The organism is Kitasatospora sp. NPDC002965, from assembly GCF_040611255.1.
GTDB lineage: Bacteria > Actinomycetota > Actinomycetes > Streptomycetales > Streptomycetaceae > Kitasatospora.
This window is the reverse complement of the sequence record NZ_JBEXNT010000049.1, coordinates 42,542-57,161: the sequence shown is the minus strand read 5'-3', so window position 1 is coordinate 57,161 and position 14,620 is coordinate 42,542. Positions and strand designations below refer to the sequence as shown.

Genomic DNA, 14,620 nt, shown 5'->3' with positions numbered 1-14,620 from the left:
GGGCCTCGGCCGCCGCCGCCATGGCGTGCAGCGGCCGGGCGTAGAGGGCGGCGAGCGCCGCCGCCCCCGCCGCCACGGCCAGCACGTCGGCCCCGCGCTGCTGGGCGATCAGCAGGTCGGCGTCCCGGCGAAGGTGCGAGCGGAGCGCGAACTCCTCCCGCACCACGTCCAGGTAGGCCTTGTCCAGCAGGGCGAAGGTCTCGGTCAGGACCAGCAGGTCCGGATTGACCACGTCGGCGAGCAGTGCCAGCGCGCGTCCGACGGTCGCGGCCCGGCGCCGGACCAGCTTGTCGGCGCGCGGGTCGCCCGCCAGTACGGCGGCGGTGAACTCGGTGCGGTCCGGTTTCCGGGTGATGCCTTCGGCGGCCGCCGCCTCGAAGAGCGTGGTGTCCGAGGCGGCGACCGCCAGACAGCCGGTGCGGCCGCAGTGGCAGAGCTCGTCGCTGTCCGCCACGGGGAGGTGGGCGACGTCCCCGGTCGGGGACTGCGGTCCGACGTGCACGGTGCCGGCCACCGCGAGCGCGGCGTCCACCACGTGGCCGACGAACAGGTGGACCATGGAGCGGCGGGCCGCGGGGTGCCCGAACAGGATTTCCGCCTGGGCCAGCGCCCGGGCGTGGTTGTCCACCTGGACGGGCAGGCCGGAGGCCTTCGCCAGCAGCTCGCCGAGCGGCAGGTCCCGCCAGCCGAGGGGTTCGTGACGGACCATCACGCCGCGTTCCCGGTCCACCGCGCCGCCGGTCACCGCGCCCAGGCCGACCGGCGTCCGGCCGTCCGGCACGGCGGCCAGCAGCCGGGGCAGCCGCTCCAGCAGCGGCCGGAGCACCGCGTGGCCGGTGCGGCCACGGTTGCTCAACTCCTGGCGGTACAGCACGTTTCCGCGCAGGTCGAGGAAGGCGAAGGTGGTGTACGGAACACCGATGTGCAGGCCGGCGACGGCGAGCCGGCCGGTGTCGACGTCCACCGGGAGCTGCGGGCGGCCCACCGTCCCGGCGCCGCCGCCCGCCAGTTCGGGCCGCTCGCGGAGCAGCCCGAACCGGGAGAGGTCGACCACCTGCCGGGACACCGCGGCCGGACTGAGTCCGGTGAGCGCGGCGACCCGGCTGCGGGCGACCGGACCGTGGTCCAGCACCGCCCGCAGCACGGCCGCGGCGTTGACGTCCCGCCGCTCGTCCCCGGTGCGGGGCTTCTCGGCCGGGGGCGGGGATGCGGTGAACATCGGCGGTCCTTCGGGGCGTCGGGGCGATGGGGCGATGGGTGCCGGGGCGGTGGGCGGTGCGGCGAACCCGGCGGTCTGCCCGGGTGGCGCGGTGTCGCGCCCCCCGGCCCCGCGTCGGGTTCGCAGGGCCGGGGCGGGCCGGCGGGGTCAGCCGCGGGCTGCGGCCTCCAGTTCCTCGGCCGGCACCAGACCGGCCACCTTCGGCGGGTCGGCGGGCTCCAGCAGCCGGCTCGGCACCCCGTCGACGCCGACCGGCAGGTCGCCGTCCAGGGTGATCCGGCGGACCAGGCGCGGCTCGTCGCCGTAGTCGTTGACCGCGTAGTGCTGGGTGGCCCGGTTGTCCCAGATGACGACGTCGCCGACCTGCCAGTCCCAGCGGACGGTGTTCTCCAGGCGCTCCACGTACCGCTGGAAGAGCGTGATCAGGGCCCGGCTGTCGGCGCCCGAGACGCCCTGGATCCGCTGCGCGAACGCGCCCAGGAGCAGGCTCTTCTCACCGGTCACCGGGTGCACCCGGACCAGCGGGTGCTCGGTCTTGAACGCGGTCGAGACGAACACCTGACGGAACAGGTTGGCGATCTCGGCGTTGTCCGCCAGCTCCGGGCGGAGGGCCAGGCTGGCCGCGTAGTCGTAGTCGTTGGTGTGGACGGCGCGCAGCGACTCGGCCAGCACCTTCAGCGGCTCCGGCAGGTCCTCGTACGCGGCGACCGTGTTGGCCCACACGGTCGATCCGCCGGCCGGCGGGAGCTCCAGCGAGCGCAGGATCGACGCCTTCGGGTAGGACGGGACGAAGGTGACGTCGGTGTGCCAGTTGTTGGCGCGCACGCCCTTGGTGGCGTCCAGCTCGAAGATGTAGCGGCCGTCCGCGCTGGGGACGGTCGGGTGGCCGACCGGGTGGCCCAGCAGGCGGGCGAACGCCTCGTGCTCGGCGTCGTCCAGGTGCTGCTGGCCGCGGAAGAACAGGACCTTGTGCGTGTGGAGCGCGGCCTCGATGGCGGCGACGGTCCCGGTGGGCAGGTCGCCGCCGAGGCGGACGTCGTTCACGATCGCGCCGATCCGGCCGGCGGCCGGGGTGAGGTCGAGCTCGGTGATCTGGTTCTGGGCAAAGCTCATGACGGTTCCTCAGCTCTCGTGGGGAGGCGGGGTGGAGGGGAGTGGGAGGCCGCTTCGACGGCGTGCCGCGGTGCGCCGGGGCGTGACGGCGGCAGGGCCGGTCGCGGGCAGGCGGAACGGGAAGCGGGTGACGTGGGTGCGGCGGTGTGCGGGCCGGCCGCGGCCGGACGGGCACGGCGGGGCGGCGCGCCACCCCGGGTGCGGGTGCGGGTCCGGGTGCGGGTGCGCCGGTCCGGGGACGCGGTCGGCGCGGCCCGGACGGGTGTCAGCGGGCGAGCGCTCCGCGACAACAGCGGCGGCGACACGGGCCCCGGCGAACGGGGCCGTGCTCGGCACGGTCAACGGTGCTCATCGGCCCTCCCTCCGGGCGTTTCGAGTGGCTCGGCGCTCATGGTGCTGAAGGCGCGGCCTCCCTGTCAATCGTCCGTTCTGCCTGGTGGACAGGGGTGTTGCGGCGCTGTGGCGCGGTGTTGCGGCCGATGTCGGGGTGATGTCGGGGGTGCGACGGCGGAGTGTTCCCGCCTGTCGGGGGAGTATCGGGATTACTAACTTTCGCAGCGGAAGAAACCCCGGAGGAGGCCCGCACGCATGCGAAAGGCCCGCCCGGAGCAGCTCCGGACGGGCCCCGCGTCGCCCCGTGTCACGTCAGGAAGCCCGCGACCTCGGCCGTGAACAGTTCGGCGTCGTCGAGCCACGGGTAGTGCCCGGCCTTCGGCTGCACGGCGAACCCGGCGTCCGGGAAGAGCGCGGCCACCTCGGCCGCCGCCTTCGGGGGAGCGCTGACGTCCACTTCGCCGGCGAGCACCAGGACGCGCGCCGCGCAGGCGGCGAGCCCGGCCAGGGTGGCCGGCGGGTCGAAGGCGCCCTCGGAGCCGAAGACGCCGGCCGCCTCGCTGTTGCGTCGATCGCCCTCGGCCGCCGCCCGGGCCCGGGCCTGGTCGTCCCAACGCCCGTACGTGAAAGGGGTGATGGCCGGCCAGTCGGCCGGTCCGCCGCGCCCGGAGGTGATCGCCTCCAGCGCCGCGTACGCCTCGGCGAACCACGGCTCGCCCCGGCGGAGCCGGGCGGTCTCGCGCCGGGTCTCCCCGTCGATCGTCACGCCGAGGGCCATCACGGAGGGCGTGATCAGCGCGAGCCGCGCCACCCGCTCGGGGTGGCGCTCCGCGTACCGGACGGCGAGGTTGACGCCGGCCGAGTGGCCGAGCAGGTCGAGCCGGTCGAGCCCGAGGTGGACGCGGAGCGCCTCGACGTCGTCGACCAGGCGGTCGCAGCGGTAGGTGGCGGTGTCGGCGGGTACGGCGGAGTCGCCGGTGCCCCGCAGGTCGAGGACGACCAGGCGGCGGCCGGTGCGGGCGGCCAGCCCGCCGAGGTCGCCGAGGTATCGGGAGTCCTGCATGGGCCCGCCGGGCAGGCAGACGACGGGGTCGCCGTCGCCGTCGCCCTCGACGCGGTAGGCGAGGAGGGTGCCGTCGGGTGCGGAGAAGGTGTGCATGACAGTGATCTTGTCAAGCCGTCCTCCCGCTGTACACCGGGTTCCCGCCGGTGCGGGGGAGCCGGTCCCGTCAGGCGCCGAGCAGGCGGGCGAAGTCGAGCCCGAGGCTGCCGAGCACGGGCAGTGCGCCGAGGTCGGTGACGGCGCCGACGGGGATGCTGTAGCCCTGGTTGACCTCCCGGTGCGCAGGTGCGGGCGCAGGGGCAGGCGCGTTCGCGGGCGCGTTCACCGGCACCGGCACTCGCACCGGCGCGGCGGCGGCCTGGCCGGCGGCCGTCCCGAGGAGCGCGGCGGCGCCGAGCAGCACGGTCAGGACGGTGGGGAGGGCGGTGGGGAGAGCGGTGCGCACGGGGGCCTCCGAGGACGCGTGGACGGTGCCGGGTCAACGAGCCGGGGGACCGTGCGGTCACGTATCGTCCCCCCTTCGGCCGCGTTGGTAAAGCTCGCTGACTTGTGTTCATGACAACATGTCAGATGTCTGTACCGGTCGTGCCGGGCCTGCCTACCGTCCTCCCACCGAACCGAACCGGGAGGGTGCACATGCGAGTTGTCCCGAACCTCCGGATCCTGGCAGGCGTCCCGCTGGCCGCCGCCGCGCTCGTCGCGCTGAGTGCCGGCACCGCGAGCGCCGCGATACCGATCAACAAGCCCGTGAAGGGCAAGGCCACCTACTACAACGACGCCGGCTACGGCGCCTGCGGGAGCCGGATCGACGCGGCCACCCAGATGCTGGTCGCCGTCTCGCACACCTGGTGGACCACGGCGAACCCCAACAACGACCCGGTCTGCAAGGGCATCTCGGTCAAGGTCACCTACCAGGGCAGGACCGTGACCGTCCCCGTCAAGGACCAGTGTCCGTCCTGCGACGCCACCCACATCGACCTCAGCCGGCCCGCCTTCGCCACGTTCGCCCCCCTCGGCCAGGGCGTCATCAACGGCCTCACCTGGCAGTTCGTCAAGGCGGGCCTCGCGGGCGGGAGCATCCCCCTCTCCGACCCGGTCACCGGCTCCACCCCGGGCTGAGCGGGCCCGCCGGCACCTGCCGGTCCGGTCGTCCGTCCCTGACAGGGTGCAGGGGCGGACGGCCGGATTCCTTGCACGGTGGCGGTGGTCCGGGAGCCCGGGGCGCGCGTAGCGTCCGGGGATCCGGGAACGGCGTGAGTGGAGGTCGGGGTCGTGGCGTCTGGCGTTGCGGGTGTGAACGGCGGGGTGTCGTTCTGGTGGCGGCAGCTGGGGGTGCCCGAGGCGCGGCCCGCGCTGCCCGGGGACCTCGACGTCGACGTGTGCGTGGTGGGCGGCGGGTACACGGGGCTGTGGACGGCGTACTACCTGAGGAAGGCCGACCCCGGGCTGCGGATCGCCGTACTGGAGGCGCGGTTCTGCGGGTACGGAGCGTCGGGGCGCAACGGCGGGTGGCTCTACAACGGGTTCGCCGGGCGCGGCGCGTTCGCCCGGCGGTACGGGCGGGAGCGGGCCGCGGCGATGCAGCGGGTGATGGACGCGGCCGTCGGCGAGGTCGCGCGGACCCTGGCGGCGGAGGGCGTCGACGCCGACCTCGTCCGGGGCGGGGTGCTGGAGGTGGCCCGGACACCGGCCCAGCTGGCCCGGTTGCGGGCGTTCGCGGACGCGGAGGCCGCCTACGGACCGGGCCGTGTCGAGGAGTTGAGCGCGTCGCAGACCCGGGAGCGACTGCGGGTCGAGGGCGCGCTCGGCGGGGTGTGGAGCCCGCACGGCGCGCGCGTGCAGCCCGCCAAGCTGGCTGCGGGGCTGGCGGCGGTCGTGGAGCGGCTGGGCGTGGCGGTGTACGAGGGGACGCCGGTCACCGAGATCCGGGGTGGCGACCGGCCGGCCGCCGTCACACCGCACGGCACCGTCACCGCCCGGTACGTGCTGCGCGCCACCGAGGGGTTCACCGCCGGGCTGGCCGGGGAGCGGCGCACCTGGCTGCCGATGAACTCGGCGATGATCGCCACCGAGCCGCTGCCGCCGTCGTTCTGGGCCGGGACCGGCTGGGAGGGCCGCGAGGTGCTCGGGGACTTCGCCCACGCCTACATGTACGCGCAGCGCACCGCCGACGACCGGATCGCCCTCGGCGGGCGCGGCGTGCCCTACCGCTTCGGCTCGCGGACCGACACCGACGGCACCACGCAGGAGGCGACCGTCCGGCAGCTGCGGGAGGTCCTGGACGCCTTCTTCCCCGCCGCCCGGTCCGCCCGGATCGACCACGCCTGGGCGGGTGTGCTCGGCGTGCCCCGGGACTGGTGCGCCACCGTCGACCTGGACCGCCGCACCGGGCTCGGGTGGGCCGGCGGGTACGTCGGCAGCGGGGTGACCACCACCAACCTGGCCGGGCGGACCCTGTGCGACCTCGTCCTCGGCCGCGACACCGAGCTGACCCGGCTGCCCTGGGTCGGCCACACCGTCCGCCGCTGGGAGCCCGAGCCGTTGCGCTGGCTCGGCGTGCACGCCCTCTACGCGGTCTACCACGCCGCCGACCGTCAGGAGGCCGCCGGCCGTCCCACGACCTCCCCGCTGGCCCGCCTCGGCGACCTGGTCGCCGGCCGGTAGGCGAGGGCCGGCGGACCGGGGCGCGCGGCACCGGTCCCCGGGGGCCTCGGCGGCGTCCGCGGGCCGGGCGGGCGCGGACGGTCGGCGAGGCCGGACGCGTCGCCCTCACCCGGGGTGCCGCCCGGCCCCGCCTCCTCCGCACCGAAGGCGCGGCGCACCGACGAGGGCGGCCGGAGTGTCGGGCGGGGTCCCGGCCCGGAGTGTCGGGCGGGGCGCAGACCGGTGCTCCGGTGCGGGCTACGCCGGAGGGCGGTAGCGGGCCCCTGGCGGGGAGGTGGCCCGGGGGGAGCGGATAGGCCGGTCGGAGCCTGCCCGCTGGCGGGTCGGGGAAGGACACCGGACGGTGGGGCGAGGGCGGACGGTGGAGGTGAAGTGGGTGCGGACGTGGCGCGTGGCGGTGGGTGTGGCGGTGCTCGCGGCGGTCGCGGCGACGGTGCCGACCGGGCAGGCGACGGCGGGGCCCGGATGGGCGGTCGTCGTGGTGGACCAGGCGTCCCGGCGGGTGCTGGTGCTGCAGAGCGCCGAGGAGCTGATGGCCTACCGGGGGCCGGACCGCCTGCCGGTGGTCTGGTCGTGGTCGGCGGACACCGCGCCGGACCTCGACGACCTCCGGCCGGAACGCAGTTGGTCGATGCCGGACGAGGCGAAGAGCCGGGTGCGGCACGGTCGCCGCTACCTGCTCACGACCGCCTCGGGCGGGCTGGCGGCCGCGGTCGACACCGCGACCGGCGCCGCCGCCTGGGCGGTCGACACCGGTCCGCTCGCCAACCCGCACAGCGCGGAGCTGCTGCCGGACGGGAACGTCGCGGTGGCGGCCTCCACCGGCGGGTGGATCCGGCTCTACACGGCCTCGCAGGGGCCGCGGAGCTCGGTGCACGCCGAATTCCGGCTCCCGGGCGCGCACGGCGTGCACTGGGACCGGCGGACCGGACTGCTCTGGGCGGTCGGCGACGACACGCTGACCGCGCTCCGGGTGGGCGGCACCGCGGCAGCGCCGACCCTGACCGCGGTCCGGGCGGTGCCGTTGCCGGAGCCGGGAGGTCACGACCTGGCGCCGGTGCTCGCCACGCCCGGGCGCTTCTGGGTGAGCACCGCCGGGCACCTCTGGCGGTTCGATCCCGCGACGGACCGCTTCTCGAAGGTCGGCCTGGGCGGCGAGCAGGCGGGGAGGGACGTCAAGAGCGTCGGCGACGAGCCGGGTTCGGGGCGGTTGCTCATCGCGGCCCCGGACCACGCGGGCCCCTGTTCCTGGTGCACCTCGGTGCTCTCGCTGCACCGTCCGGACGCCGTCCGGAGGTTGCCCGGCGCCTGGCTCTACAAGGCGCGCTGGTGGACCAGTTGGGGGAGCGCGGCGTGAGCGGAAGGCCCGGGGGAGCGACCGGTGGGACTATGGGACCGGGCTGGCATTCGGTGGATGCGGCTGATTTTATGCAGCGGCAAACTACTCCAATGGTGGTCAGTTTCCGCTCTGGTTCCGTAAACCATCCGCGAGGTGCCCGGGCTGGGATAGCGTCCATGGCGCCGGGGGGACTCGAACCACTCACTGGGTTCGAACATCAGACAATGCCGTATCCGTTTCGGGAGAAAACTGTGCGCAATTGCCTTTCGGAAAACCGGTCGGACACCGTCGACGAACTGCGGCTCGCCGTGGACTCGCTCGCCGCGTTCCCGGCCCGTGACGCGGCCTCCGGGGCCGACGTCCCCGAGCGTTTCGCGGCGGTGGCGGAGCTCTGCCGCGCCGTCGACGGGGTGCTCGACAGCCTGGTCGTCCAGGCCGCCGCGGAGGCCGCCGAGGAGGGCTGGACCGCCGCCCGGATGGCGTCCGAACACGCCGTCTACTACGCGAGGTTGCAGCGGGCGCTGCTGCCCGCCGGGGCTGCCGCCGCCGGTCGGGGCGACGCCGGGCCGAAGCAGCGGTGAGCGCGCCGCACACGCACGCGGCGCACGCCAACGCGCACGTCCTGGCCTGTCCCACCCGGTGGAGCGACGTCGACGAGAACGGGCACATCAACAACGCCCGGCTGGTCTCCTACGTTCAGGAGGGAATTTACGACCTGTTCTGTCACCACGCGGTCGCCGTCCGGGATTCGCTATTTCCGTCCGGATTCCTGATCGCCCGGCACGAGATCGATTACCTGGAGCAGCTGCACCATCAGCCGGAACCATTGCTGGTGCGGTTGAGCGTTGAACGTCTGGGGCGCAGTTCCGCGCATGTCGTGGTGAATGTGTGCCGCGACCCGCGGACGTATATGCGGGCGCGGACGGTGGTGGTGGCCCGGGACGAGGCGTCCGGCCGGTCCCGTACGCTCAGCCCGTCCGAGCGGAGCTTCCTCTCGGCGTTCCAGCCGGTGGACCCGACGGCCGAGGGGCCGATCGCAGACGGATCGACGGGCGAGGGCCCGGCGCAGCCGCCCCGCGTGGCGGTGAAGTCGCCGCGCGGACCGGTGGCCGCGCCCGTGCCGGCCCACCACCGGCCCCGCCGGCGCCTGCCGGGTCTCGGTGCGCTGACCCGGAGCGTCCCGGTGGGGTCGTACCGCCACCGCGGGCGCTGAGCCGCCGCGCGAGGCCGGGACACCGCGCACCGATCCACCGCACGCGCCGAACCACCGCGCGCACCGATCCACCGCGTGAGCCGACGCCGGGCACAGGAAGTCGACTGGGGCTTCTTCCTGTGCAAGGGGTGGAGGCGGTGTCCGGCGCGTACCGCTCCTCAGCCGCCGACGGTGGCGCGGAAGAGCTCCGCGCCCGGGCCGGTGAGACGGACGGGACCGGCGCCGGGGCGGAGGTAGGCGGAGCGGCCCGGGGGGAGGTCGAGGCCGGCGCCACCGGGGGCACGGAGGCGGGCACGGCCCGCGGTGCAGAGGAGGATCTGCGGGGCGTCCGCCAGGTCGACCCGGACGGGTACGGCCGTGGGCCGTAGCCGCGAGAGACGGAACTCGGCAGCGGGCGAGGGGAACCGCTCCTCGATCCCGCCGCCGCCCGGAGTGCGTGCACCGTCCGGGGTGCCCCCGTCGTCGGGGGTGCGGGCGGTCAGTACGGCCGGCTCGCCGGTGCGGAACGCGGTCACCGCGAGCAGGCCGTCGACGTCGACGTGCTTGGCGGTGAGGCCGCAGCGCAGCACGTTGTCCGAGTTGGCCATCAGCTCCACGCCCACCCCGCGCAGGTAGGCGTGCGGCACGCCCGCGTCCAGGGCGAGCGCCTGACCGGCCCGGAGCCGGACGTGGTTGAGCAGCAGGGCGGCGACCAGCCCGGGGTCGCCGGGGTGGTCCGCGGCGGCGCGGGCGTACCCGGCGCAGGCTTCGGCGAACGGGCCGCCGTCCGCGGCGGTCCGGTGCAGGGCGGCGGTGACGGCGGCGAGGTCGCCGGCCCCGGGGCGGGCCACCTCCAGGACGTGCCGCAGCAGCGCGGGCAGCACCTCCGAGGCGGGGCGCCGGCGGAGCGCCGCGGCCCACGGGGCGATCAGCGGCACGGCCAGCCGGTCGAACAGCGCGGCCGTCGCTGCGGCCGGGCGGAACCCGCAGAGCGCCTCGAAGTCACCCAGAGCACAGATGAGTTCGGGCTTGTGGCCGCGGTCCCGGTAGACCCGGTCCGGGGCGTCGAGCGGGACGTCACGGGCCTCCTCGGCGGCCCAGCCCGCCTCGGCCTGGGTACGGGTCGGGTGGACCTGGAGGGAGAGCGCCCGGTCGGCGGCCAGCACCTTGAGCAGGAAGGGGAGCCGTGGGCCGAACCGCCGGACGGTCTCCGGCCCCAGCAACTGCGCGGGGGCCTCGGCGATCAGCCGGTCCAACGGGCGCGGTCCGTGCCCGTCGTCGAGCACCGACGGCGCGGACGGGTGTGCGCCCATCCAGAGTTCCGCCTGCGGCGCGCCGGTCGGCGGGGTGCCGGTGAGCGCGGGGATGGCGGTGGTGGAGCCCCACGCGTAGTCGCGCACGGGATTGGCCAGCAGGGCGAACGGGGGCAGCGCGGACGGAGGTGTGTGCGCGGGCGGGGCGGACGGCGGGGTGGGCATGCGGGTGCTCCGGGGGGAGGGTCAGCGGCAGAGCGCGGCGGCGCCGATCAGGCCCGCGTCGGTGCCGAGTTCGGCGCGGCGGACGTCGAGCCCGCGGACGTACGGCAGCGCGGCGTACCGGTCCAGGTGGCGGGCGAGCGGGTCGAACAGGGCCGGGCCGGCGGCGGCGACCCCGCCGCCGATCACCACCCGGTGCAGGTCGACCAGCGAGGCGGTGGCGGCGATCCCGGCGGCCAGTGCCTGGGCGGCCCGGTCGTAGGCGGCCACCGCGACCGGGTGGCCGGCCAGCGCGTCGGCGGCCACGGCGCGGGCGGAGCGGTCGTCCCCGGTCGGGCGCCAGCCCCCGGCGAGGGCGCGGCGGGCGATCGCGGTGCCGCTGGCGAGGCCCTCCAGGCAGCCGCGCGAGCCGCACGGGCACGGGTCGCCGTCGAGGTCGACGGTGATGTGGCCGAGGTGGCCGGCGTTGCCGCTGGGGCCGGGTCGGACGGCGCCGTCCAGCACCAGACCGGCGCCGACGCCGGTGGAGACGACCAGGCAGAGCGCGTTGTCGGCGCCGCGTGCCGCGCCGCGCCAGTGCTCGGCGGCGGCCATCGCCACCCCGTCCCCGGCCAGTACGACGGTGCGGGGGCCGACGGACGGGTGCGCGGCGACCTCGGCGGTGAGCGGGAAGTCGCGCCAGCCGGGGATGTTGACCGGGCTGACGGTGCCGTGCCCGAGGTCCACCGGGCCGGCGCTGCCGATGCCGACGGCGCCGACGGCGGCCCACCCGGGGGCGGACGCCAGCCGGTCCAGCACCCGGTGCACGACGGCGAGGACGGCGGCGCCGGGGTCCCGGGCCGGGGTGGGGAACCGGACCCGGTGCGCGAGGGCCCCCGCGGAGTCGACGAGCGCCCCGGCGATCTTGGTCCCGCCGATGTCGATTGCGGCGAACAGCGGCCCGGCGGCGGAGCCGGCGCCCGCCAGCGCGTCGGGGGCCGGCGCGGCGGAGGCCCGGGCGGAGGAGGGCGGCGTGGGGGCGGTCATGGCGGGTGGCTCCGGGGCGGGGTACGGGCCCCCGCCCGGGGGCCGGGCGGGGGCGATCGATCGCGACGGCGACGGGACGGACCGTCGACAGGGACAGCAAACAGGATCAGGCCGAGGGCGTCAGCCTCAGGGTGACCAGCTCGAACGGCCGCAGGCTCAGCGTGACGCCGTCGCCGTCCACCGCGACCTCGCCGCGCGTGCCGTCCCACGGGCGCTCCAGCAGGTCGCAGGGCACCGCGGCGGCCGGCCGGAAGGACGTGCGGAGCCGGCCCCGGGCCCGCCCGCCGCCGGCCTCGTAGACCCGGAGCACGAGGTCGCCGCTGCCGTCGTCGGCGAGCTTGACGGCGCTGACCACCAGCGCCGCCTCGTCCAGCTCCACCAGCGGCCGGACCGCCTCCGCCGAACCGGTCACCCGGCGCTCCGGCAGGCCGACGGCGTACCCCTCGCGGACCGCGTCGCCGATCGCCGCGCCCGGCACCAGCGCGTGCCGGAACCGGTGCACGCCCTGGTCGGTCTGCGGGTCGGGGAAGCGCGGCGCGCGCAGCAGGGAGAAGCGGACCGTGGTGGTCGTCCCGCCGTCCGTCGCGCGGACCGCCCGGGTGACGTCGTGGCCGTACGTCGAGGGGGTGACCAGCGCGACGCCCCAGCCCGGCTCCTCCAGGTGGACGAAGCGGTGGTTGCAGGCCTCGAACTTGGCCGCCTCCCAGCTGGTGTTGGTGTGGGTCGGGCGGAACTGGTGGCCGAACTGGGTCTCGGCCGCGTACCGCTCGGTGTGCACGTCCAGCGGGAACGACGCCTTGAGGAACTTCTCGGTCTCGTGCCAGTCGACCTCGGTGTCGATGTCCAGGCGCCGCGACCCGGCCCGCAGGCTCAGCGTCTGGACCACCGTGGAGGAGCCGAACGAGCGGGCCACCCGGACGGCCGCCTCGTCGGGGGAGGAGACGGACACCGCGACCTCGTCCGCCGCGGTCAGGTCGGTCACGGTGTTGCGGTAGAACTGGTCCACGTCCCAGGCGTCCCACATGTTGGGGAAGTCGGGGTGCAGCTGGAGCAGGTTGGCCCGGGCCCCGGGGGCGACCGTCTCCCGGCCGCTCGCCGCGTCGACCGCCGAGACCACCAGCCCGTAGCCGTCCACGGCCACCGACAGCAGGCCGTTGTCCAGGACGAAGCCGCCGCCGTCGCGCGCCGTCACCGTGCAGCCGCCGCCCGCGCCGGTCGCCGGCACCGGGCACGCCCCGCCCGCCGGCACCGCCGAACGGACGTGCGGGGCACCGTTGAAGACCAGCTCGCGCCCGCCCGCCGCGTCCCCGGCCAGGGCCTGCTGGGCCGCGCCGATCAGCTCCTCCAGCTCCGCCGCCAGACGCGCGTACGTGGCCTCGGCCTCGCGGTGCACCCAGGCGATCGACGAGCCGGGCAGGATGTCGTGGAACTGGTGCAGCAGCACCGTCTTCCAGATCCGGTCCAGCTGCTCGTACGGGTACGGGTGGCCGGTGCGCAGCGCGGCCGTGGCGCACCAGAGTTCGGCCTCGCGCAACAGGTTCTCGCTGCGCCGGTTGCCCTGCTTGGTCCGGGCCTGGCTGGTGAGCGTGGCCCGGTGCAGCTCCAGGTAGAGCTCGCCCACCCAGACCGGCGGCTTCGGGTACTCGGCCTCGGCCTTCTCGAAGAACTCGGCCGGCCGCTCCCAGCGCACCGTGGCCGAGCCCTCCAGGTCGCGCAGCCGGGCCGCCTTGGCGATCATCTCGCGGGTGGTGCCGCCGCCGCCGTCGCCCCAGCCGGTCGGCGCGAGCGAGCGCCGGGCGACGCCCTTGTCCTTGAAGTTCCGTGCCGCGTGGGCGATCTCGCTGCCCTTCATCGAGCAGTTGTAGGTGTCCACGGGCGGGAAGTGGGTGAAGATCCTCGTGCCGTCGATGCCCTCCCAGAGGAAGGTGTGGTGCGGGAACTTGTTGACCTGGCTCCACGAGATCTTCTGCGTGAGCAGCCACTTGGAGCCCGCGTTGCGGATGATCTGCGGCAGGCCGCCGGTGAAGCCGAAGGTGTCCGGCAGCCAGGCCTCCTGGTTCTCGACCCCGAACTCCTCCAGGAAGAACCGCTTGCCGTGCACGAACTGACGGGCCATCGCCTCCGAGGACGGCATGTTGGTGTCCGACTCCACCCACATGCCGCCGGCCGGCACGAACCGGCCGTCCGCGACCGCCTTCTTCACCCGGGCGTACACCTCGGGGCGGTGCTCCTTGATCCAGGCGAACTGCTGCGCCTGGGACATGGTGTAGAGGAAGTCCGGTTCGTCCTCCAGCAGCGCGGTCATGTTGGCGGTGGTGCGGGCGACCTTGCGGACCGTCTCGCGCAGCGGCCAGAGCCAGGCGGAGTCGATGTGGGCGTGGCCGATCGCGCTGATCCGGTGCGCGGACGGCACGGCGGGCGCGGCCAGCACCTCGGTGAGGTGCGAACGGGCCCCGGCCGCGGTGCCGTTGACGTCCTGGAGGTCGATCGCGTCGAGTGCCCGCTCGACCGCCCGCAGCAGCTCCCAGCGGCGGGCGCCGTCGGCCGGCAGTTCCGCCATCAGCTCGCCGAGCACCTCCAGGTCCATCACCAGCTGCCAGACCGTCTCGTCGAAGACGGCCAGGTCCATCCGCTCCAGCCGGTACTGCGGCGTGCTCCCGGCGGTCTCCTTGTCGCCCAACTCGGTCGGCAGGAAGGGGTGGTAGTCCAGGATGACCGGGTTGGACGCCGCCTCGACGTGCAGCAGCACCGGCTCGCCGCCGGCCGCCGGGGAGGCGATCCGCACCCACTGGTTCTGCGGGTTGAGGCCCTTCACGGGCGTGCCGTCCGGCCGGTAGACCAGGCCCTCGCACTGGAAGCCCGGCATGTTGGCGTCGAAACCGAGGTCGATCAGGGCCTCGACCGTGCGCCCGGCCCACGCCTCGGGCACGGTGCCGGTCACGGTGATCCAGCTGGTGCCCCACGGCGCACCCCAGGCGTCGCCGACGGCGATCGGCGAGCGCGGCGCGGCCAGGCCCTCGGCGACCGGGACGGGCTCACCGGGCGCCGTCCAGATCGTGACCGAGAGCGGGACGGACTCGGGGTGGACCGCCGGGCGGATGCGCTCGTCCAGGACGCGCTTGAGGCGGGCTTCGACCAGGCTGCGGTCATCGTGCATGTCAGCGGACTCCGTTGTGCGACTGAGGGGGAACGAACG

Annotated in this window: 12 protein-coding genes; 5 read left to right on the top strand and 7 right to left on the bottom strand. The window is 75.5% G+C overall.

What is annotated here, in order from left to right; translation table 11 throughout:
- The 4 genes from ABZY91_RS20315 to ABZY91_RS20300 all read right to left on the bottom strand — a co-directional run.
- Positions 1-1,219 (bottom strand): ROK family protein (locus ABZY91_RS20315; protein WP_355404134.1); only part of this gene is annotated, 1,219 nt, incomplete at its 3' end.
- Between the two features lie 147 nt (positions 1,220-1,366).
- Positions 1,367-2,332, bottom strand: coding sequence for a TauD/TfdA family dioxygenase (locus ABZY91_RS20310; RefSeq protein ID WP_355404132.1), 966 nt, complete (start codon positions 2,330-2,332; stop codon positions 1,367-1,369).
- Between the two features lie 640 nt (positions 2,333-2,972).
- On the bottom strand, positions 2,973-3,824 hold the full coding sequence (locus tag ABZY91_RS20305; RefSeq protein WP_355404130.1) for an alpha/beta hydrolase: 852 nt from the start codon (positions 3,822-3,824) through the stop codon (positions 2,973-2,975).
- A 70-nt stretch (positions 3,825-3,894) separates the two neighbouring features.
- Positions 3,895-4,173, bottom strand: a complete 279-nt coding sequence (locus ABZY91_RS20300) for a hypothetical protein (protein ID WP_355404128.1) — start codon at positions 4,171-4,173, stop codon at positions 3,895-3,897.
- A 191-nt stretch (positions 4,174-4,364) separates the two neighbouring features.
- Here ABZY91_RS20300 and ABZY91_RS20295 point away from each other — a divergent pair, with 191 nt between their 5' ends.
- The 5 genes from ABZY91_RS20295 to ABZY91_RS20275 all read left to right on the top strand — a co-directional run bounded on the left by ABZY91_RS20295 (position 4,365) and on the right by ABZY91_RS20275 (position 8,944).
- Complete coding sequence (locus ABZY91_RS20295) at positions 4,365-4,847, top strand: cysteine/serine endopeptidase inhibitor (RefSeq protein ID WP_355404126.1); 483 nt, start codon at positions 4,365-4,367, stop codon at positions 4,845-4,847.
- A gap of 153 nt (positions 4,848-5,000) precedes the next feature.
- A complete protein-coding gene (locus ABZY91_RS20290; protein ID WP_355404124.1) occupies positions 5,001-6,392 on the top strand; it encodes an FAD-binding oxidoreductase in 1,392 nt (463 codons plus the stop codon).
- Between the two features lie 376 nt (positions 6,393-6,768).
- Positions 6,769-7,749, top strand: coding sequence for a DUF6528 family protein (locus ABZY91_RS20285; protein WP_329880924.1), 981 nt, complete (start codon positions 6,769-6,771; stop codon positions 7,747-7,749).
- 233 nt (positions 7,750-7,982) lie between these two features.
- The gene (locus tag ABZY91_RS20280; protein WP_329880926.1) at positions 7,983-8,312 is read left to right on the top strand and encodes a hypothetical protein; all 330 of its coding nucleotides are present in this window, start codon (positions 7,983-7,985) and stop codon (positions 8,310-8,312) included.
- Positions 8,309-8,944: a thioesterase family protein gene (locus ABZY91_RS20275; protein WP_329880928.1), complete on the top strand. Its 636-nt coding sequence runs from the start codon at positions 8,309-8,311 to the stop codon at positions 8,942-8,944. Before ABZY91_RS20280 ends, ABZY91_RS20275 begins: the two co-directional genes overlap by 4 nt.
- 158 nt (positions 8,945-9,102) lie before the next feature.
- Here ABZY91_RS20275 and manA read toward each other — a convergent pair whose 3' ends face one another.
- From manA to ABZY91_RS20260, 3 genes are all read right to left on the bottom strand, one after another.
- Positions 9,103-10,401, bottom strand: coding sequence for a mannose-6-phosphate isomerase, class I (manA, locus tag ABZY91_RS20270; protein WP_355404121.1), 1,299 nt, complete (start codon positions 10,399-10,401; stop codon positions 9,103-9,105).
- Positions 10,402-10,422: 21 nt separating this feature from the next.
- Positions 10,423-11,424, bottom strand: a complete 1,002-nt coding sequence (locus ABZY91_RS20265) for an ROK family protein (protein ID WP_355404120.1) — start codon at positions 11,422-11,424, stop codon at positions 10,423-10,425.
- A gap of 106 nt (positions 11,425-11,530) precedes the next feature.
- On the bottom strand, positions 11,531-14,581 hold the full coding sequence (locus ABZY91_RS20260; protein ID WP_355404118.1) for a glycoside hydrolase family 38 C-terminal domain-containing protein: 3,051 nt from the start codon (positions 14,579-14,581) through the stop codon (positions 11,531-11,533).
- Positions 14,582-14,620: the final 39 nt, after the last annotated feature.

Bases quoted from the DNA above. Each gene is read 5' to 3' on its own strand.
- manA (WP_355404121.1), bottom strand. From the start codon at position 10,401: ATGCCCACCCCGCCGTCCGCCCCGCCCGCGCACACACCTCCGTCCGCG.
- ABZY91_RS20305 (WP_355404130.1), bottom strand. From the start codon at position 3,824: ATGCACACCTTCTCCGCACCCGACGGCACCCTCCTCGCCTACCGCGTC.
- ABZY91_RS20295 (WP_355404126.1), top strand. From the start codon at position 4,365: ATGCGAGTTGTCCCGAACCTCCGGATCCTGGCAGGCGTCCCGCTGGCC.
- ABZY91_RS20265 (WP_355404120.1), bottom strand. From the start codon at position 11,424: ATGACCGCCCCCACGCCGCCCTCCTCCGCCCGGGCCTCCGCCGCGCCG.
- ABZY91_RS20260 (WP_355404118.1), bottom strand. From the start codon at position 14,581: ATGCACGATGACCGCAGCCTGGTCGAAGCCCGCCTCAAGCGCGTCCTG.
- ABZY91_RS20310 (WP_355404132.1), bottom strand. From the start codon at position 2,332: ATGAGCTTTGCCCAGAACCAGATCACCGAGCTCGACCTCACCCCGGCC.